Source organism: Colwellia sp. BRX10-1, assembly GCF_014077545.1.
GTDB lineage: Bacteria > Pseudomonadota > Gammaproteobacteria > Enterobacterales > Alteromonadaceae > Colwellia_A.
Window position 1 is genome coordinate 17,003 of record NZ_JACGWC010000014.1, and the last position, 20,219, is coordinate 37,221.

A 20,219-nucleotide genomic window follows, 5' to 3' on the forward strand; every position below is an offset into this window, starting at 1 on the left:
TCCTGCTGACACCTAGTAAAAATGACTAAAAGATTACCATGCTCCAATTCAAGCTAACGACTGCTTTAAGCTCACTAAGCTGTCGTTAACTTGAGCAGTGGCGATTTTTAATAGTTGCGTATTGTGATGATTCCAAACGATTTAATTGCAAGTTGTAGGTCTTAAAAACTCTTAAGAAGCGAGATATGTACTGACACTTATTACTAGGCGGTAACCATTCATCTAACCCTTTAGCACCTTTTTGTCGATTCAAGCTTACTTCAACACTAAGTAAATTAGCTGGGTCATTGGCAAACTTAACTCTTTTATCTTTTGACCATTTATCAGCGCCATGTATCCAAGCCCATTTAAGTGGTATCACATGATCAATATCAATGTCTGATGCATTATAAATTGTTTTGCCTGAAAACAGTGATATCCACTTACCTGACTTAACTTTGCATTGCTTAGATGTTTTATATTGAAGCTGCCCTACAGATTGAGAGATGAGAGCTTCCATTCTAGAATTTTGACAGTCTCTATTTAAGTCAGCCCACCCACTACCAAACTGACTTCGAGAATACTCTGTTGATGTAACGTAGTTTTTACTTGTGGTGGAATGTTTATTTGAACTACTAGTTGTAGATGCATTACCTTTGTAATTTTTAGGTAATCTTCCACCTGAATCCAGACAGCCTTTAATAGTGCTAAATGACTGGAAGTCTTTTGTCCTGTCATAATAAGAACTGTATTTATCATGACAGATACCTGAATTTGATTTTTTAATTGTATCTGCGAAAGAAGTCGATGCAGTTGATATTAAGAAAGAAAATAAGATGAATTTAAATGAATGATGAATCAACGTAAGTTATCCCATTTTTTGATTTTTGAATTATTTTGAGCATTACTTTCACAGCTTCCACTCCCCGAAGGTTCAGAAGAGCCTCTATCTTGACCCTCTGCTTGTTTTAAATATTTAAAGTACCTAAAACCTGTACCAGGAATACCAACCGACAACCATCGTTTACCGCTAGGTGATACCCCGTAGCGGAAAATGCCTACCCCCCAAGACCAACCAACACCATTTGATGACGCATTGAGCCTAGCCCCACCAAATAAACGCATACTTTTAAACCAGCGCCAACTCATCTCTCACCCTAATAAATTCCGTAGGTATATCATCAGAGTACTCACCTAAAAAACAGCATTCTTCTTTCCTGACAGGGTCTATAACTAAGCCAATACTATACTTACTATTAAAAAAGTCTTGTTGGGTTTTTCTATCTGTTCCGCTAAAAAAAGCACCTAAATTGGGGTGACTATGGTACCAACCTACAACAAAAGAAGTAGAAGTACTTAGCTTACTGGCACTTTCCCAAACATCAGAGCTCATACTTAATGAAACAGCTGTCGACTCAAAATTAACACTAGCTATTGAGTCTGTTACGTTAATTGCTATTATGTTGTCATTCAGCCCTCCAATTGCAACTACACTACCAATCAAAAGCCCTCCCAACTCAGTTCTTCCTGTATTTAGATGCTCTAAAATTTGTTTTTTAATTTCGTATTTAATATAAATAAAAGGGATCTTCTTAGTAGTGGATATCAAACTAAGAAGATCTCCAACAGGTTGACTCCCATAAGCTTCTATTATACTTAACGGTCTAATATCTGCTTTGACATTATTCCACTTCATAATTACGTTTCCACATAAAATTTAGTTGAGCACTTAGGACAGGTTAAATTCCCTTTTTTACCTGCCGGAACACTTAAACCGCCACCACAATCAGTGCATTTAACGACAACTTTTGAATTATCAACATTATTCCATGACATCTTGCTAATTACTTTTTCTTTTGTAACTAACTTATCTGTAGGGAAAGAGTTTCGATGTTTTAGAACAGCACCTCTATACCATGTCAATGCATCCCCATTTGCAGGTGAGGCTTCATTTAAAATAGTCTCATCAAAAGTGATAATTTGAATTATCCGTTTTATTAACAGATCTAGACCTTGTGTAGGTAACCATTTAGTCCCAAGGCATATTTTGCCACTGCGATAAACATTAGGATGAAATATCGGTGTGGTGATTGTTGCTTCAGGCTCCTGAAAAGGATAGCGACTAAGTAATTTAATATGAACTTCAGTGGTTTTTTGAACTTGTGAAGGATAACTTTTAGAAGGAGCTGTAGGATAATCTATTTCTAGAATAATATTATTTACAGGATTACCACTTTGTTTTCTTATATTAATCCGACCGCCAATAGAGTCGGAAAGTTCTTTGATTTTACGTAAATCTTGATTAATTCTTTCAGAAAAAGCAGTCATGAATCAACCCGCCACTAAAACAGGCTGAACTTCTAATATATCTCCGTCCTTTATATCACTATCGGATAATGATGCATTAGGTAAAATTGTTTTACCTGATGAGGTACTTACAAGTCCATAATCAGTATCTGTTGGCAAGGCCCAGTTATCCACAGATGCTTGAATGACATCAGCACCAGTATTACTTATATCAAGAGTAACTTCTGCCTTTCTAGTTTGGTCTGCGGTTCTAATTATTACATTTACTTCTGACATGTTTTTATTGCTCCATTTCGATGATGATTGATTGATTTTCAAATTTATAGTGGACAAATTTACAAGGAAAAAAATAGTCGCTAAATTTGTTTTTTAACTCGGATAGTGTAAACGTATCATTAATATTAACTTCAACACCATCTTCTCCACATTTATCGCAAACACTTATTGTTGAATCAAAGTCAGAAGATTTTTTAAATATAATAACCTCTTCTTTTAATTCCGGATCGCAATTATGGCACCTTAAAGAAACCAGTATTGGTTCGCTTGTTGTAACTTGGTCATCAAGCACGTCTAACTTATAATTCAAACTCCCGTTCACTTCAGGAGATGCTTTAACTATATGAATAAAATCATTAAATGATGCACATGCTGGACATTCACAACTTTGCTGTATTGTGCTAATTGTTGAATTTCCAGTAAATGAATCAACCAAAACTCTAACAGAATCAGATGGCAATTCACCTTTCAATAAGTTTAAAGCTTTAGAGGCCGCGATAGACCCAGTCAAACTTGAAGTGATAATTGTAGTAGGTATTTTTTTTTCAATAAAAGATATCTTTTTAAGCCATCCACACGAATAACGCTGTTGCATTCTTTCGTATGCACTATTAGGCAAATTGCACTCAAAACAGGCCACATGATTTCCTGATTGAAAAGGGAATAATTCAATTTGGCAAAATTTACTGTCAATCCCTGTATTTATAAGATTTGTCTTAGCGATTAAACATAATTGATTCAACCTAATCCTAGCTTCAAAATTATCTACACAGCAGATAATACAATCATACGACTCAACCATAGGTAACGTCATTAAATCCCAAAAATCGCCATCAAACGCATTAACATTAACATTGCTATCAAGTTCAATGATTTTACTAGCCGCCACCTCTGCTTTAGACTTACCTACATCAGACTCTCGAAATAATACACTTCGAGTTAAATTGTGAACCTCAATAGTGTCAAAGTCATATAAATCTAAATTTCCCACACCTAAAAGAGCAAGGTTTTTTGCAACTTCATTTCCCACAGCTCCACAACCAACTATACCTATTTTTGCGGCTTTGATCTTATCTTCTGGGAACCAGTCTATTAGCGAATGTCTTTGATAACGTTCAGCTTTCATTTTTAATATTCTCTTTTATTTTATCCACGGCTTTATTTAATAATTTAATAACTTCTTCACTGTAACTTGTCATAAAATCATCTGTTCTATCAGGATGATAAAGTAAAACTTTTTTTTTGTAGGCTTTTTTTATTTCTTTTAAACTAGCCTCTTGAGTAATACCAAGCAACTCATAAGAGCTTTTTTTTTTGAGTAGGTCTAGCTTGTTTTCATATCCTAATTCAATATTTGTCCACTTCATTATTTGGTACTCATAATCATAGATTTTTCTGAAACAATAATCTCATAACCAAATTTTTCATGCTTAATCAATAATCCCCTTACACGGACAGTTTTTCTATTTAAGCTATTAATATATGGTTTTCCACCAACTTTTCTCACAGCCCCTTGGAAAAACACTAATTTAAAGCCTTTTACCCATGATTTATTCTCAAACATAACTGCAAAATCACTTCCTCTTCTACTTTCTTTAACACTCTGAACTAACCCTTCAAATGTAACTACTGAACCAACATGATCTTTATAGTTGTTTAACGTTATTACGTTTGGAGAATAATCCTTACCTCTAGAGGTGCTTGCGGAGTCAGTAATTTCAATAATGTTTGTCGACTGACAAGATACACATTGAGAGCTGTTAGCCTCTCTTAAAACCTGAAGACTCTCTTTGTGATAGTAAACCTTACAAGATTGACATTGATATAAACCTAATGCTTTGTCTAATGATGCCCCCGTAAATGCATCATGAAGACCTTTTAAATCATTTTCACTTGGGAGGCGTATCGAAGTCCCCGCATTAGATGTATTTTGAAAGTTAATCTTAGCTGTCGACTTAGAGCCTGTTTTTGGTCTAAATGTTTGAGTATTAACTTTAGGCTGAGGTGGAGGCGTACTTCTTCTTGGGCTTGGCGAAGAAGGTCTGTAATCACTTGTATCTTTATTTTTTGATGAACCAAAAATTATAAATAAAAACCAAATTCCACCTATTATTAATAAAAATTCCACTGCGAGAAAGCGCCTCTACTTTAAAAAAAATATTTAATTAAAAAATGAAGAAGTAAGGCTGAAGGTTAACATATGATGAAAATATCCTTTTGACATGAATCATTACTTCCGAGTAAACAACAACTTTACTTAAAAAACATTAAAATATAAAGAGATAAAATCATTTATTTCTATCTGTTAATTAACCTACACTTTAATACAACTTATTAATAACTTATTACCATTATATTTAAATGGTACATTTCTCCCTATTACTATATAGAGGCTTCAGGCATACAACCTGCATCTATTGCGTTCAGCCCTATGAATTTGAACAAAGCTACTATTCCCTGTAGAAGATCTTTGAATAATAAGGAGGTATGAAACAACAAACACCTTATTTATCAGCAGATAAAAGTTAATTAAAATCAATGTTATATTTAAAAATTGCCTGTAGACTGATCTAATATTACACATTATAACAATAAGTTTATCTTAATAACTCAAAGGATTAGACATGCAAGGAAACTTTCAGATAGTAAGCTACAACGATTACCCATTAATTCCCGACCAAAAGCAACCTTTACCCATTAGTGTCAGCGAAAGTGATATTCATTACCAACTTGTTTTTGAAGCTAATGATAATATTAAATGTGGCGAACTGCTGTTAGCTTGGCGAGCAAAACCTAATGGTCTTCCCCATAAACAAACATTGCCTCGTTGGTTTTATGTTGACGAACTTGTACCACTTACTGATGGCTCAGGAAAAGTTGCTGCTATTCAATATAAAGGCCATACAAAACACGATAAAATGGCTCCAGTTGACGCATCCGCTTTAAAAATTAATTTACATACTGCATTAGCTGACGATCAATATTCTGATCTTTTACCAAAAACCTCCCCATTTTTGATAAAAAACGTAAGGCAACTTTCAAGCGCTTTAGCCACACAACTTATTGAAAAGTATCAAGCTGAGTTACCAACCCCTATCAATGCAGCTACTATTGTCAATAAGTTAGCAGCACTAGATAAAGACTTACTTGAAATAGAAAATGGTTATCAAGTATCGGTATCAGGCAATAATATACAGCTATTTTGGCAAGATGATTTGCCTGCCCATGAACACCCCGCTTTACTTAGACAATGGGCGCAAGACAGTGACGAAATTAGTACCGCTTATTTAGACGTTTTTGAGTCAGAAGATGAATTATATATTGATGATTTTTTAATTAGTTTATCTGATCTTCTTGTGCAAGAGCCTAATGATATAGAACAAAGTCTAGCGACTTTTGACATGCTTATAAGAAGCGGTGGTGTTGAACGCTTTCTTTGGGTTATTCGAATGAGTGATTCTGACAAAGCCTTAGTTGCATCTTTAGAGCTAAAAAAAGAATAAAAATAATATTGATATAAATGTGCGGCTCTTCTGAATAAGTTGAATATGCCGCAGTACCTATTTTAAGAACGGAGTTGTAGCACAATGGAAAACAAACAAGAAGAAAAACTAACAAATGCTTTAAATCAAATTAAAGAACAATTTGGTGAAGATTCGTTAGCAAACCTAGCAATGAAAGTACCATCGAAAAAAACTCAAGAAACCCTAGATAAGAATAGGTTACAACACGATAAACAAACTGCTCAGGCAGTGACCTCCGCTACTGCTCAAGAACAAAATCATAAAAGCAGTGAGATAAATAAATAATGGATAATGATGAGTTTCGCAGTGCTTGGGAAGAAAAACGAAAAAGCAAACCTTCAAAATTTAGTAAAAAATCAACGGCAGAGCGCAAACAAAAGTACCAAGATAACCGCAAAGATTTCGGTGATGACAGGACAACATCTGCTTGGCCAGAGGTTAATCCACAATCAGGTATGCATACCATTAAACTGATTGTTGGCAGCGATCTTGAAGCTATTGAAACATTGTTAGAAGAAGGTGTTAGGCAACGCGATTTACCATTACATAAAGTGGACTTTGCTAAAGGTTTAGTACAATTTGGAAGCCGTTTTATTAAAGGCACAGTTAGCATAGATGAAGCAACCAACACATACTCGGATCAAAAGCAGCCCTGGTTGCAAAGCGATGGCGTGTATCTGTTCAAAAATATTGAACCTATACTTGGACAAACAAACTTACTGGTAGAGTTTTTTCGAGGGCTTTATGCCTTGAGAAAAGGTGAAGTTGATAAAACATTATTTACTGATGGCTCCCTTATCAAAAATAACATTTCGATGTGTATTATCTGTACTAAAGAGCACTATGGAAAACTGATTGCTGCTCATAACAAGTTGAAAGCTGACTTTCAGCTAGCTACAGTGGTTGATATGGCGATTTAGACTAATACTGTGAAGTTAATATATACCACAGCATTAGTGTTAAATGCTCAGACTTAACGTTAATAATGATTAACATTAAGTGACCATTTTTCTTTAATTGTTAACACGCATTAGTACATTAGCTCTAACTAGCTTTCGCCCCCAAGCGAGTTAAAAACTATAAATTTATGGCCAATATAATTTAGCCACAATACAAATGGCACACCATGAAATGGGCTGGTAGCAGACAACTCAGCTACTGGGCTGTGTGCCCACCAGCTTTTGGAACAACCTTCCCAGTAGTGTTATCCAGCCGATAATGTGAAATGCTGCCATCAACGATATATTGAATCACTGCCAGAACCGTTACCAGTGGTACATTGAACCACTCTCTAGGGTTGTAAACTTTGCCGCTTTGGCTCTTTAGGGTGACGTTGAGGCGTCGGGATGCGAGAAAGCCATGCGCTAAGGCTTCCAGCTTTTGGGCATTCATGTTGAAGCACTGACTGGTTGAAACGATCCTCACAGGAGCTTCAAGAAAGGTACTATCCTTTTCTGCATTCTTAACTCGCTGCTCAACCGTTGTGTCGGTGAAGCCAACCTTATAGAGGTTCTTTTTGTAAGGTGTCAGTGCAGGGTTTGTGCTTAAGGTCGCTAATACATAAACCACTCCCGTAGGAATTGCCTCATTTGATGGCCTCAACAGTTGCCCATTAAGCTGTACCTTTCGCCCCTCCTTGTCCCTCACCAAGCCATGAGTGAGTGACTGATATAGCATGTTCATCTCAGTTCCATTCTCAAACACCAGATGTAGTCGGGCGTTGTAACCGTTATAGTGCTCAAGAGCTTCACCTACACTAACCACATACCCAACCAAGCCATTAAGTATGAAGAAGTCAGCCTCAGCGATCTTCAGCTTGTGGGTAAAACGCTCCAAACTAAAAGTACCATCCTTTAACCTATCATGTACGACATTAAACAATGGATCAAAGCGCGGATAGTCAGCACAGGGTTGACGCTGGGCTATCTCATCTGGCTGCTCTTTTTTCTCAGCAGAAACATGCTGTAGAGTAAAAATATCAGGCTCTTCAAATTCCAATAGACCATCATCGTCATCGTCAAAGATATCTGAAAGAGAGGTCACCATCTCAGATTTACTAATATAAGCAGCTGGTGCAGCCTCCGAGACTAAGCTAGGCTCGCTACTTTCCAAGTCGCTGTATGTTAAGAGGCCATACTTATCCTGTGCCTGTAAATGCTCACATTGAGCTGGGTTACCTTTAATACTACGAAGCCGTCTTGCAAGGAGTTTCTCCTCAAATGGTGTAGTAAGGCTCTCCTGAGGTAACCTACCATGCAGCTTGTAGAAGGTAACTATTTCAGCAAACTGTTTTCCAGTAAGATCAACAGCAACTGCCTTGGCCTTTAGAGGCTCAACATCTAGCAACTCTAACTCATCATCTTCACCAAAAATATCACCTAGTGTTGGCTTGTTTTCCAAGCGTTTTGTTGAAAAACGGATCATCTTACGCTCCCTGCGTCGCCATTTGTTGTTGCTTCATCTTACGAATAAAGGCTAGTGCTTCAGCATATCTAACTTCAATAGGGTCACTCGCATTCAAAGATGGATCACGTTGATGTTCACGTTTAAACTGCTTAATCTTCGGCCAGAGAATAACGGCTTCTTCTTCAGAAACTTGAGACTTACTTGCGCTAACAGCTTCCTGAATCGTTTTCAACATGGCCGCATTAACCTGTTTAGACAGGATCTCATAAGCACCATGAAACGGGTTAACAGCATAAATCAAATCTATGTCCAGATTGTCGATGCAGATGAATTTCTCACCCATTTTTAAGAATTGTTTACCCACAACATTGCTATCAGAGCCTTCATCCCCACCTCCCGTATCAACGTCTGCATCCGATGGCAGGTCTTTCCCATCGACCAAGCCCCCTTGTTGGCCAATCAACATACTTTGAAGAAGGCCTTGGCGTACCTGCTCCATCTCCTCTTCAGTCAAGTCAGGGTAAAGGTTTTGAATAACCGCAGGTAGTGCAACTTGAGTGATGCTCTCTGGAGGCGAAGTCTCTGTAATAGCTTCTTTAACCACTTGCTCATTAGCCATCAGGGTGGCCAAGATCTCGTTTTTATCTCCGTTTAGTATCTCCAATACTTTTTCAGATACAGATGTACCAGAAATATCATCGATAATAACGGTACTAGGAGGAAGCGGCTTACCGTCCCATTGTGAACGGGGCTTGAATTGAATTGTAGGTGCGAGAATCTGTTCCATCAGAAGTGAAGTGGTTATCGCCTTAAGCATGTTATTGACCGATGCTCTAACATCAACATCTTGTGCGTCAGGCTGGGCTATTAAGTTGGTAAACTGAGCGTGTTTCTTACCAGCACAATCACGAGTCGCGCGACCAATAATCTGTACAATCTCAGTTAGCGAACTACGATAACCTATGGTCAATACATGCTCACAGAAAGGCCAATCAAACCCTTCTTTAGCCATCCCTAATGCAATGATGATGTCTATATCATCTGCGGCTTTTATATCTCTCAAATACGCTTGTACTTTTGGTCGTTCAGCAGCATTATCATCTACCAAATTGGCAACTTTCAGCTCATGCCCATCCTTACTCTGAATATATAAAATACCTGTTTCAGGATCTCGCTTTGACACTTCTCCAAGCTCATCCAGAATGGCATCTACTTCACCATGTTTATCCTTAGTTGATTCACCTGAATTAACGTTAGGGATATGAATGATAGTTTTCTTACTGGCATCAAGCACTGTTGTTAAGGCATCAATATAACGCCCCTGATAGAAGTGATAACCGATACCTAATGACTTAAGGTACTCATAGCCATTCAACTGCTCATAATAGGTGTAGGTAACCTTGGTAAACTTGGCTTCATCTTCAGCCAGCAAAATTGGTACAGTATCGCCACGAAAGTAGGAGCCAGTCATGGCTACAATATGAGCTGTCGAGTTCTTCATTAAAGTGTCGATAAGACCACCCAAACGATTATCACCATCTGCCGATACATGGTGAAACTCATCAATCGCAACTAAGCAATCATCAAAAGCAGTAACGTCTATCTTTTCGAAAGCAAAACGTAGGGTTGCATGAGTACAAACTAATATACTGTCATCACTCGCCATAAAGCGCTGAAATCCATTAACCTTTCCTTTATCACTTCCATCCACGCATAGGTTATTTTCAGGGGTCACAACCCAATCGGCAAAGAATCCAAATTCGGTTAGGTTCGTGTCTTGGAAAGAGCCCCCAATAGACTTTTCAGGCACAGCCACAATGACCTTACGCAATCCTTGGTGCTCTAATTTATCCAAACCAAGGAACATAAGGGCGCGGGACTTACCACAAGCAGGAGGCGCTTTAATCAGCAAGTACTGGCTAACTCGCTCGTCGAACGCACGAGCCTGCATTTCACGCATTCCCATATCATTGTGATTTGAACTCTTCCCTGTTTGACCATATTCGACATGTAACAAGTTATTCATTGTAATTCCTTTCAGTAAGTTTGTACCTGTTCTAACACCTATAACTTCATTGCTAGACTCAACTAGCTCGCTACTAGCTAACTAGCTTTTCGTAACGATCCAGCAAGCAACTTAATCGTTCAGCTGAATCTTTAAAGGGACGCTTACGGTAGAGCTTATCTACCGCAGTATCTAGCACCTGATGCGCAGCTAACAACTCAGCTGGCATCTTATCTGGGTCATAGAGCTCAGCCAGAGTACGACCAGGAAATTCAGCTCGAGTGAGGAGCAGCTCTTCAGCCAGCTGTTTTATCTCTTCACGTTGTATAGCCGTAACTTCAGGCCAAGGGAACGGGTTATAGACTACAGATGATGAGTAACGATAATCGCTCTTTAAGCGACCAGCAACCAATCGCATCCAGTCGTTATGCAATAGCGAAGTAAGGATACCGAACTCATACATTGTCCCATCGGGAATGATGTAATTCAGGTTGGTTGAAATCACATCAGCGTCAAAGAAACCGATCGGCACATAAGTTCTACGTTCAGAAGACACACTAGGGACGAGAATATAACTCCCTGATTTTGGCTGGCTGACCTGTATAAAAATATGCGGCTTTTCCGCCATCTTTAACGCAGCAGAGTGACCAGCTTTTAACCTTAATTCTCGAATTGCATCAGTTCTTTTTTTTACTTCTGGCATAGCCTGCAACTCTGTATCAGTCGCGGTTACCAACCACAAGCACCATCTATCTTTTCCATTCAAAAATTCACTTGCCCCTAGCACTCTCTTAATCCACCGTTCAGCTAAAGGCTCACACTTTATAAGCTCATCTCGCTCATTTGTTGTGAGAAAGAAGTTCCCTCCATCCGTTGGCTTATTCCCGAAAAGTAACGCTGGTATCCCTTTTACAAAAGGCTTGCTTATCTTTGCTACAGCAACATTGCTTCCCTCTAATAGGTAGGGGCTAATGTTACGAACCGCTTTACAATGCCATTCACCTTCAATATTTTGGTATAAATTTCTTGGTTTCACTTGCGATGACAGCCCAACAATGACTACATGTACAGCGGCTTTATCGCGAGCATTATTGCTCCATGCAAAGGTTGGGTATGCGAAAAGAATATTCAGCCCTAGTTTAAAAATCGATGGCCAAAGGGTAGCAACCTGCTCTCCTTGACAAAGGGAGTTAGTAGATACCAATGCAAGTTCAGCACGAGAGTCTTGAATATACTGTGCGCCTTTCCAAAACCAACATGCTACGTAATCAAGGTAGCCAAGAGCTTTAAAACCACTAAAAACGGCCTCCATATCTGATCTTTGCTCTGCTGTTCGCCCTAAAGTCCCTAAGAATGGCGGGTTGCCGATAACATATACTTCATCCTCTTTGCCTTTGGGACAAATCTGATGCCAGTCAAGCTGCAAGCTATTACCGCTATACACGTTACCGCTCTCACGCAATGGCAATGCTGGTGGTGCGAAACCAAACTCTTGCTGCCATTGGCTATTCAGTTGATGCTCAGCTAGCCAGAGAGACAAGCGAGCGATTTCACAGGCAAAATCATCAATCTCTATACCGTAAAACTGTGAAAGATGCAGACCGCTCATGGCAAAACCTTGCGGTTCAACCTCAGATAGCGATTTGATAACGTCCATCTCCAGCTTACGCAGCTCTTTGTACGCAATAATAAGAAAGTTACCTGATCCACAAGCAGGATCGAATACTTTTATCCGACCAAGACGAACCAGTAAAGCTTTTAAACCTTTAGCCCTATTCTTAACTGGTAACCCCACCAGCTTATCTAACTCTGCCTGCAATGGATCAAGGAACAGCGGCTTAATCACCTTCATGATATTGCTATATGAAGTGTAATGCTGACCTAAACGACTTCGTTGCTCTACATCGATAACAGCCTGAAACATACTGCCGAATATATCTGGATTGATCTCACTCCAATCCATACTGCCACACTCAAGCAAGATTCTACGTCCCTTTTTACCAAGCTCGGGGATCGGTTCATCTGAGGCAAATAATCCACCATTAACATAAGGGAAAGCTGAAAGGTGTGTGGGTAGTTGCTGCCGTTTAGCATCGCTGCTGTCTGTGTTTAGTACAGAAAAAATCTGATAGAGAAAAGCATCGAGATCACTACCATCTTCCTCGGTATAGCTCTTAATAGCCGAAGTAAATTGGGCACTTTCTTCAAAGATACCAGTATCTTCTGCAAACAGACAAAACAGTAAGCGAGTCAGAAACACATTTAGTGTATGGATATCTTCTGGCTGGTTGAGGTCGTTGTGAATGCGGATAATATCGAACAGCTTACCCATTTTCTCAGCAGCCTTCACATCAGCAGGATTCTCACTACCGATGATAGCCTTTTCTAAACCGACCAAGGGTAGAAAGAAACCATAATTGCTATGCAATTCTTCTAGCTCAATGTCGAGTCGTTCTTTACTCAGGGTGTCCCATGACAGAAAACGTATAAAATCTGTGACTATCACAAAGCGGATTTTATTTTTGGCGGTAGCCGAATCTGCAACTCTCATATCAAATACGGCATCAAGTTCTTTACTAGGGACACTTTGATAGTAAAGCTTGTTCTTCAAGGCAACGTGACCATCCTCTTTAGCGACGTTACGGGCACCACCCTGTCGAACTTGAGTAATCGTTGCTTTAGGGAAATTAAAAGCTGTCATAAAGCCATAGATGAACTCTTCACGATTAAGCTCACTGGTTAGTTGTTCGAGTTGCTCAAATATCTTTGCCTGATTGACGGCCATTAGTGTTCCTAGCAGGGTTGTAGAATATTACCCTATCGATTATACACGTATCTATCCCATAGAAAGTACAATTAGATCAAAAGTATACAATAAACTAACCCATCTTCGAATTATAAGGAAGGTTTACTTATTCCAATGTCTTTTCACTGTAGCAATCCCCAAACCTAATACTTCTGCTGCTTTAGAATGCGATAATCCCTCAGCTTTCTTTGTTTGAACTAAATTTGTTGTAGCGTGGATTTCTGGTCGGGCAAGCTTTTTTCCTTGATCCTTAACTCGTTCAAGTCCTTCTTTTGTTCGCTCTATAATTCGGTTTCACTCGAACTCAGCTAAGGCTGAAAACATTTGCAGCATCAACTTACCCTCAGCACTAGAAAGGCCCTATAGCGAGATAGTGTTAACCATAATTATTGCTGCTCAGTTGTCATTTTAACTAAGACTAAATTTTTAGGGGGTAATACTTAAATTAATACAAGTAGTCGACGTTAAGCTCTATTAAGGTCAATTGTTATCGCTCAGCATTTCTCTGACGTTCTGCTCAGATGTCTGTGATACCAGTTTGTCCATCGCAACGCGAGTTAACGTTAACTAGCGGTCTACTTTTCATCGTGAATTGACATAAGTACATTATTTCTACCTCGCTTTCGCCCTCAAAAAGTATATAGACTTCACGTATTTTACAATATGATTTTTACGGTCCTATATACAGTTTTTGTTGAGAGAGCTACCCTTTAGCCTAATATGTTTGAAGCTTTGTCCGGTAAGTTTACTTTCGCTATACAGAAATTCACATCTAACACAGCAGAAAATACAGTGATAATAATGGGGATATAGCTCTCAAATAATTGTAACTTAGAAAGTGAACCTATAACTGGCAATCAGCCAAGTTTGCTGCCCTATCTAAGGCAATTCTATGACCTAATAGAACCGATTGACCAAGCTGATCAAGCGTGGTTTCATTATACTGAATAGCGTTTTTATGAACATAATTATATATAAAATCAGATCTGGGATTATGAAGAGCACTATAGAAAATTTCCGCTTGCTGAAACTCACTGTTTACGGATCTCATCTGTTCACACTTGTAGTTTAGATAGAGAAGAGGACTGACATAACGCGGCATTAGGTTATCTTTGCTTATCTTATTTGAAGCACAGCCACCCATAAAAATAATCAGTAATATAGAGAAACATCTAAAGTTCATTATAATGCCTCCAAACTTTTGCAGTAAGCTTCTTTAACGCTATAGGCGGCTACATATTGGGGGCTTTCCTGAAAGGTTATCATTTTTACTCTATTTTCACCTGGTACATTCTCTATACCTATATTTACCTTGTTATGTCTTTCCGATTTAGTCTTAACTTTTTTATTTTTATACAACTCATCTTTATTTAAAAAGCCGTATATAAAATTGAAGTAAGCAAAATTTCCGGATATATCTGAATGATAAAATTCGATATAATTTCTTGATGCCAGAATATCGAGCTGGGAAAAATAAATTTCAGCAACGGTAACATTATCAAAATAATCCACGATTTTAATCTGTGAACCATATTCTTGCCACATGCTACCACCATTAGTTATTTCCACACCTTCACACGGAAGAGAACCCTTTTTATTTAAGTTTACCTCTAACTGATTAAATCTAGGATCGAGATCCACCCAGAATCTTTGGGTCCGATAGCCACGCAGAGTCACTTCCACATCATATCGGCCTTTTTTTAATTCAATCTCATCTTGATAAACAGGTGTGATATTCATTATTCGCACTCTAGCACTAGACGGATTAGCCTTGATGGTCACAGGGAAAGTAGCTTTTAATCTATGCTTTCTCTTCGGGATGGTTATCTTTTCATCTGCAACAGTAGAGGTAGTATTGTTATCTGTAACAATAGAAGCAATATTGTTATCTGCAACAATAGAAGCAATATTATTAGCTTCTTCTTTTTCAAAAAAGTATTGCAGCACCGCTTTTGTTTTCTCTTTACCCTCAGATGAAACTTCATTATTAACTGCATTAACAGTAGTTTCGATAGATTGCTTCTTTAATTCCTGTATACCAGGAGTCCATTTTTCTTTACTTTTGATAAAACCATTATCGATATCAGTATCAAATGCATTTTTACTGCTAAAAGCTTTAAACCCATACTTAAGAAGCTCAAGACCAACATCTACAGCCTTATTTATAGCTCCGGCGTTCACGTACAGGCAGACAGGTAACGCAAGTGATACAGCAATAATCAAGTGCTTATGTTTTATCATTAAAAAAGTTCCTCTACTACTGAATGAAAGTCTTTAACTACGTGAAAAGTTTTCATTCTTAACTCTTCGTTACCAAAATCTGTGTATGCAAAATAGATAAATACAGCAAAAATCATGTATAACCCAACGAATATAAAAAAGTTATAAAATTTAAAAAATCGAATATTGCTTTCCTTATTAATCACTATGGATACAAGGTAGATAATAAAGGCAAATAATAGAAGAGATAAAAGAGTGACCGTTATTCCTGAGTGGGAGGATAGTAACCAACTATCAAGACTTGAGAATATTATCAGGCTGGTTACTGCTATGCTAACCTGCCTTCTACCAATTCCGAAAGAAAGGTGGAAGCCATTAGAGAACTCTGTTGAAAGAATAGTAAAAATCAGAGTTACTAATAGAGTGTCGGCAACAATTATTGTAGGAGAAGCATAAGGGTCATCATTAATAGCGCTGAAGAAGTAGGCAATTACTAAGCATACTATAACCGAAAAAACACTCCATATATTCGACTTACTAAAGACTTTACTTATTAATTCAAATATTCCGTTTTTTGTATTTACGGTATCGATGGGGATATTCCTTTTTATTATATGTAAAATCCATCTAACAACAGTGGCTTTTTCCGCATACTCAATGTTTTATTTAGTATTTTGGGATTATAGAATTTGAATAACAATTGAACAAGGATAATTGAAGGAATCAACTTCTTAAGAGTAATCCCCCCCTATAACCATTACACTTCAAAAGTCATGCTTTAATACCTGAAAACTGTCATTGATTCTACTTACTAAAGTATCACTTATTCTGGGAAGTTTTTCACTAAAAAATCATCAAGCCTGTTGGCATCTGAGTAACCAATAACACAATTGGTTTTACATACTGGTTTACCTGCATTAGACCAGGCTGGCATCATCTTATTTTCTGAATTTATTTACGCTTGGCTATAGTGTTAATTGATACTATTAAAAGACTTAAAACGGCTCATATCGTAAAAATTCTATCAGTCTAGTAAGGATAATAGCGAAAAGGTTAATATTTATATCGATCAGCGAATTAGCTAAGATTGATAATTAACGTAAGCAGATTTAGCTTACGTTAATGTACTCTTTTGCCTTTAGTTACTAATCTATCTCGCTAAGTCCCCCTTTGCGAGATAGGCTTAACCATCACTATAGCTACATAGACTAATGCAGTTAACGTTAATGTCCATTAACATGAAGCCAGATAAATTAATGGCTATAATCTTCCATTAATTATTTGACCATTTACTAATCAGTAGACTTATTAGCAACTCTCCTCTTGTTTATCTGTTGCTAGCAATTCATCCAAGTCATTGATGGTCAACTCTATGGAGTTCAATTCATCGAGATCAAAATCTTTCCAATGACATTCTTCAAGTATTCTCGCAGCTGAATGGTGACCATTTGCACGTAATGGAGTCAAGGCTTCCCAAGTATCACATTCTTCAATCCATATCTGACCACTCTCAACATGAATAATACATTCGCCTCACCCTTGACATAAAAGATAGGGCTAGGAAGTACCTTTTTTGTTTCTAGTGTTAGTTAATTTTTATAATAAACATTATTACCATTAGAGACCCAAAAGACTCGCAAATGGCGAAAACTTTTTTCTTTAGGGTAGATATATCCCTCAAAATTACCTTCTTGATTAACTTTACAGTAACTTTTATACATTTTATTAATGTCACTATGTCCATCTATTGAATGTTTCTTTTTAAAAGAAAAACCTAAACTTTGACATGGCTCTGAAGCATAGTAGATGTCATAGGTTCCATCAAAGTTAATGTCACCGTAAGCGTTTGTTAATGAAACCTTTTCTGATGAGGCATAGTAAGATCCAAAGAGAAGAAGTAAAACAATTACTATTAAAATTAAAGTTAATAGTTTCATAAAATAGCTCTTTTTTAATGGTTCTGCACATTCAGGACATTTTTTCGCATTTGAACTTACTTGATGATTGCATTGAGGACAATTAATTAGTGACATTTACTTTCCTTGTATTGATATAATATTAATTATATTTGATGAATTTTATCTTACATCACCACACTCACTATCAACAAATGTATTTTTATTACCTTGAACTTTAGACTTTTTTTCATGAATATAACATTCAGCTTTATCAACTGGATCTAACTTATCCCATGCAGTGTAAAGTTGTTTCTGTTTTTTACTTATTCTTAAACCATATCGTTGTTCAAAGTAAAAGTAAGTACGGGTAATGTTCCCTCTTAAATTAGCCGCGGGTTCAAATATTCTACTTTTAAAGTTAACTTCTGCATCACATTGACCATAAACTCTAACTTCTTTATCAATTAAACCAAATTTAAAATTTGATCGATCAGCATTCACTTCACCAATATCAGGGACGAGGTTATGTAAATCCCCTTCCATATTTTTAAATGGTTTTGACTTCTTAGCGCAGTATTTTCGTCCACCTTTTTGCCAACATTGTAATTGATGCCCAAACTCCCAAGCAGGAACAAAATGATCCCACTCAATTCTCTTTGCTCTTTTATTAAGATTGCCTTTTTTAATTAACTCATTGCGAGGTTTATACCCACAATGTTCAATTAAAGGGACAAGTTTACTATTGGATTGCCATTTAATATTACAACAACAATAGAATGACTCTGGTTGATCTTTGTAAATGATTTTTTAATTTCTTTTTTGCTTGACTGAATGTGAGTGCTTCGATGCTAAAAGAAAATAACGATAACATGAGGAATATTTTAATCATTTTAAATTTCATTTATTCTTGTCAGTTAAATGACAATATATCAGTATTTAAAATATATAATATCTTTACCAAAGTAGTAATCAATTATAATTCTACTATTTAACTTTGCATTATATTAAGCTTTTGTTGAATCAAGACTTAGGCAGTGATTCAACTTCCTACAGAGACTAAAATCAAGATATAGAAATATTTTTAATTATTATTCATACTAAATAACAATTAAAAACCCAAAAAGTATATCTAAATTACATATCGTACACCTATAAATTTAGCTACACCAAAAACTACACTAATAAAAAAACAAAACAAATAAACACTTAAATAACAAGAAACTAAAGAACCAGTTCAAGCGTCCCCCGCTCCACCAAATAAAGACCTTTTTAATCCATTAGTTATACCTAGTAACTTTTAGATTTGGCGATAAACAAACCACCGTTTATGATAAGAAACCGCTTAATTGCGGTTTTTTTATGTCTAAAATCTCCTCCCCCTAGATTTTAGCTTTCATAACTTCCCATTATAAAAACTCAAGAAGAATCATTTGATACAGCTTTCATAACTTGGACATCCATTATAAAAATTTAAGAAAATTATTGGATACAAACATATAAATGCTGCCAGAAGTTATACGCAAACCTATCGAGTAGTTGAATAAAACTTATAATATTATTGAAAAAGTCTACATATGACGGGAATTACTGTTTATGGGGATTTAAAGCACACTTAACGATAGACGTTTTGAGCCCATAGTTTATTACATATTATTTCACAAAATAACTATGCTAAAAAATAACTATGCTAATAGTTTTTCGCAGCATGTCAGATTTTGTCGTCGTTTAAATTCATGGTGTTCATAATAAGCCGTTAACGAATCCCTATTGCCTATAGCGCCATGAAACAAGCGTCTAAAATCTTTTGTGAGTGTTAACCAGTTGTCGGTGTTGATATGTAAACGTCGTAATAATTTTGGCTTGCTTTGAACAATATAATCTTTTTTACTTTCTTTTATACAACGCCCTGTTAGCTTGACTAATTGCAGGTAATCCGTTAATTCAAAAGGTAGGCCTTTAGGCATATTAGCTTTGGGATCACCAACAAAAGGCATCAGGTTTTTGGGTTGCTTACCCTTTATAGCTTCGATGGCACGCTTTTTTACACTTGTGTATGGTGAACTCTCTGGCGTATCTGCCATACCTGCTCTAACTGGGTTTAAATCAACATAGGCCATGCAGGCTAAAATCGCCGATTCATCGAGTAAAGCTTGTGACTTAAAGCGCCCTTCCCAAAACCGGCCGGTGCAATTATCTTCTTGATTGGCTTTTCTCGCAATACGCTCATTAAGAACACGCATAAACCAACTTATATCCATTAATCGACTGCGATAGCAGGCTACCGTATTTTTTAATGTTGGAAGTAAGTATTCGGCAATCAATTCACCACGGCAATATTGTTGTGTTAAAAAAGTGCCTTTAAATATTTTATGCCAACGCTGTAAGACTTCTTCTGTCGACCATGATTCAGCGCTTAGCTCATCAATAAACAGCACTAAGTGACTATGATTACTCATAACCGCATAAGCACATACATCAATAGCGAAAACTTGACTTAAACTAAGTAACTTATCTTCAATCCAGCCTCTGCGGTGCTCAAAACTCTTACCTGTGAGTTTATCTTCACCGCAAAGAAAAGCTCGGCGAACACAGCGAGAAATGCAGTGGTAATATGGGGTATCAACCAAACTAATCAGTTTTTTTCTAGCAGTAGTCATAAAGAAAATCCTTTTACTTTGACTCTTATAATAAGCCTAGTAGAGGGAATGCTACCTTTCAAATTAACTATGGGTGTCCTGTTTAATCTGTTTAATTTCACTGTTTAATCGTTAATATCTTTCAAATTAGCTATGAGTGTC

The 20,219-nt window shown here is 37.0% G+C and carries 18 protein-coding genes; 3 read left to right on the plus strand and 15 right to left on the minus strand.

What is annotated here, in order from left to right:
- Positions 1 to 85 precede the first annotated feature (85 nt).
- Genes H4J75_RS12400 through H4J75_RS12435 form a run of 8 tightly spaced genes read right to left on the minus strand, consistent with a single transcriptional unit; the run spans position 86 to position 4,690 of the window.
- Positions 86 to 841: an HNH endonuclease family protein gene (locus H4J75_RS12400; protein WP_220465309.1), complete on the minus strand. Its 756-nt coding sequence runs from the start codon at positions 839 to 841 to the stop codon at positions 86 to 88.
- On the minus strand, positions 838 to 1,128 hold the full coding sequence (locus H4J75_RS12405) for a DUF4236 domain-containing protein (protein WP_182222301.1): 291 nt from the start codon (positions 1,126 to 1,128) through the stop codon (positions 838 to 840). The genes H4J75_RS12400 and H4J75_RS12405 overlap by 4 nt, the downstream gene beginning before the upstream one ends.
- On the minus strand, positions 1,109 to 1,675 hold the full coding sequence (locus H4J75_RS12410) for a Mov34/MPN/PAD-1 family protein (protein ID WP_182222302.1): 567 nt from the start codon (positions 1,673 to 1,675) through the stop codon (positions 1,109 to 1,111). The genes H4J75_RS12405 and H4J75_RS12410 overlap by 20 nt, the downstream gene beginning before the upstream one ends.
- 2 nt (positions 1,676 to 1,677) lie before the next feature.
- Positions 1,678 to 2,307: a ubiquitin-conjugating enzyme E2 gene (locus tag H4J75_RS12415; protein ID WP_182222303.1), complete on the minus strand. Its 630-nt coding sequence runs from the start codon at positions 2,305 to 2,307 to the stop codon at positions 1,678 to 1,680.
- 3 nt (positions 2,308 to 2,310) lie between these two features.
- On the minus strand, positions 2,311 to 2,562 hold the full coding sequence (locus H4J75_RS12420) for a hypothetical protein (RefSeq protein ID WP_182222304.1): 252 nt from the start codon (positions 2,560 to 2,562) through the stop codon (positions 2,311 to 2,313).
- 4 nt (positions 2,563 to 2,566) lie between these two features.
- On the minus strand, positions 2,567 to 3,688 hold the full coding sequence (locus H4J75_RS12425) for a ThiF family adenylyltransferase (RefSeq protein WP_182222305.1): 1,122 nt from the start codon (positions 3,686 to 3,688) through the stop codon (positions 2,567 to 2,569).
- A complete protein-coding gene (locus H4J75_RS12430; protein ID WP_182222306.1) occupies positions 3,678 to 3,929 on the minus strand; it encodes a DnaJ domain-containing protein in 252 nt (83 codons plus the stop codon). Before H4J75_RS12430 ends, H4J75_RS12425 begins: the two co-directional genes overlap by 11 nt.
- The gene (locus H4J75_RS12435) at positions 3,929 to 4,690 is read right to left on the minus strand and encodes a hypothetical protein (protein ID WP_182222307.1); all 762 of its coding nucleotides are present in this window, start codon (positions 4,688 to 4,690) and stop codon (positions 3,929 to 3,931) included. The genes H4J75_RS12430 and H4J75_RS12435 overlap by 1 nt, the downstream gene beginning before the upstream one ends.
- Before the next feature lie 496 nt (positions 4,691 to 5,186).
- Between H4J75_RS12435 and H4J75_RS12440 the strand changes: the two genes are divergently transcribed.
- From H4J75_RS12440 to H4J75_RS12450, 3 genes are all read left to right on the plus strand, one after another.
- A complete protein-coding gene (locus H4J75_RS12440; RefSeq protein ID WP_182222308.1) occupies positions 5,187 to 6,065 on the plus strand; it encodes a hypothetical protein in 879 nt (292 codons plus the stop codon).
- Positions 6,066 to 6,149: 84 nt separating this feature from the next.
- A complete protein-coding gene (locus tag H4J75_RS12445) occupies positions 6,150 to 6,371 on the plus strand; it encodes a hypothetical protein (RefSeq protein WP_182222309.1) in 222 nt (73 codons plus the stop codon).
- Positions 6,371 to 7,006: a hypothetical protein gene (locus tag H4J75_RS12450; RefSeq protein WP_182222310.1), complete on the plus strand. Its 636-nt coding sequence runs from the start codon at positions 6,371 to 6,373 to the stop codon at positions 7,004 to 7,006. The genes H4J75_RS12445 and H4J75_RS12450 overlap by 1 nt, the downstream gene beginning before the upstream one ends.
- Positions 7,007 to 7,241: 235 nt before the next feature.
- Here the strand turns inward: H4J75_RS12450 and H4J75_RS12455 are convergent, their stop codons facing one another.
- The 7 genes from H4J75_RS12455 to H4J75_RS12485 form a co-directional block, all read right to left on the minus strand.
- Positions 7,242 to 8,510, minus strand: coding sequence for a GIY-YIG nuclease family protein (locus H4J75_RS12455; protein ID WP_182222311.1), 1,269 nt, complete (start codon positions 8,508 to 8,510; stop codon positions 7,242 to 7,244).
- 1 nt (position 8,511) lies between these two features.
- Entirely contained in the window at positions 8,512 to 10,518 is a 2,007-nt protein-coding gene (locus tag H4J75_RS12460; RefSeq protein ID WP_182222312.1) for a DEAD/DEAH box helicase, read from the minus strand.
- Positions 10,519 to 10,591: 73 nt separating this feature from the next.
- Positions 10,592 to 13,282, minus strand: a complete 2,691-nt coding sequence (locus tag H4J75_RS12465) for a DNA methyltransferase (RefSeq protein WP_182222313.1) — start codon at positions 13,280 to 13,282, stop codon at positions 10,592 to 10,594.
- Between the two features lie 1,203 nt (positions 13,283 to 14,485).
- Positions 14,486 to 15,544: a hypothetical protein gene (locus H4J75_RS12470; RefSeq protein ID WP_182222314.1), complete on the minus strand. Its 1,059-nt coding sequence runs from the start codon at positions 15,542 to 15,544 to the stop codon at positions 14,486 to 14,488.
- Positions 15,545 to 17,112: 1,568 nt separating this feature from the next.
- Positions 17,113 to 17,556, minus strand: coding sequence for a zinc ribbon domain-containing protein (locus H4J75_RS12475; RefSeq protein ID WP_182222315.1), 444 nt, complete (start codon positions 17,554 to 17,556; stop codon positions 17,113 to 17,115).
- Positions 17,557 to 17,601: 45 nt separating this feature from the next.
- A complete protein-coding gene (locus tag H4J75_RS12480) occupies positions 17,602 to 18,225 on the minus strand; it encodes an endonuclease (protein WP_310733789.1) in 624 nt (207 codons plus the stop codon).
- An 878-nt stretch (positions 18,226 to 19,103) separates the two neighbouring features.
- Positions 19,104 to 20,078 carry a transposase gene (locus tag H4J75_RS12485; protein ID WP_182222316.1) on the minus strand — a complete coding sequence of 325 codons (975 nt, stop codon included), beginning with the start codon at positions 20,076 to 20,078 and terminating at the stop codon, positions 19,104 to 19,106.
- Positions 20,079 to 20,219 lie beyond the last annotated feature (141 nt).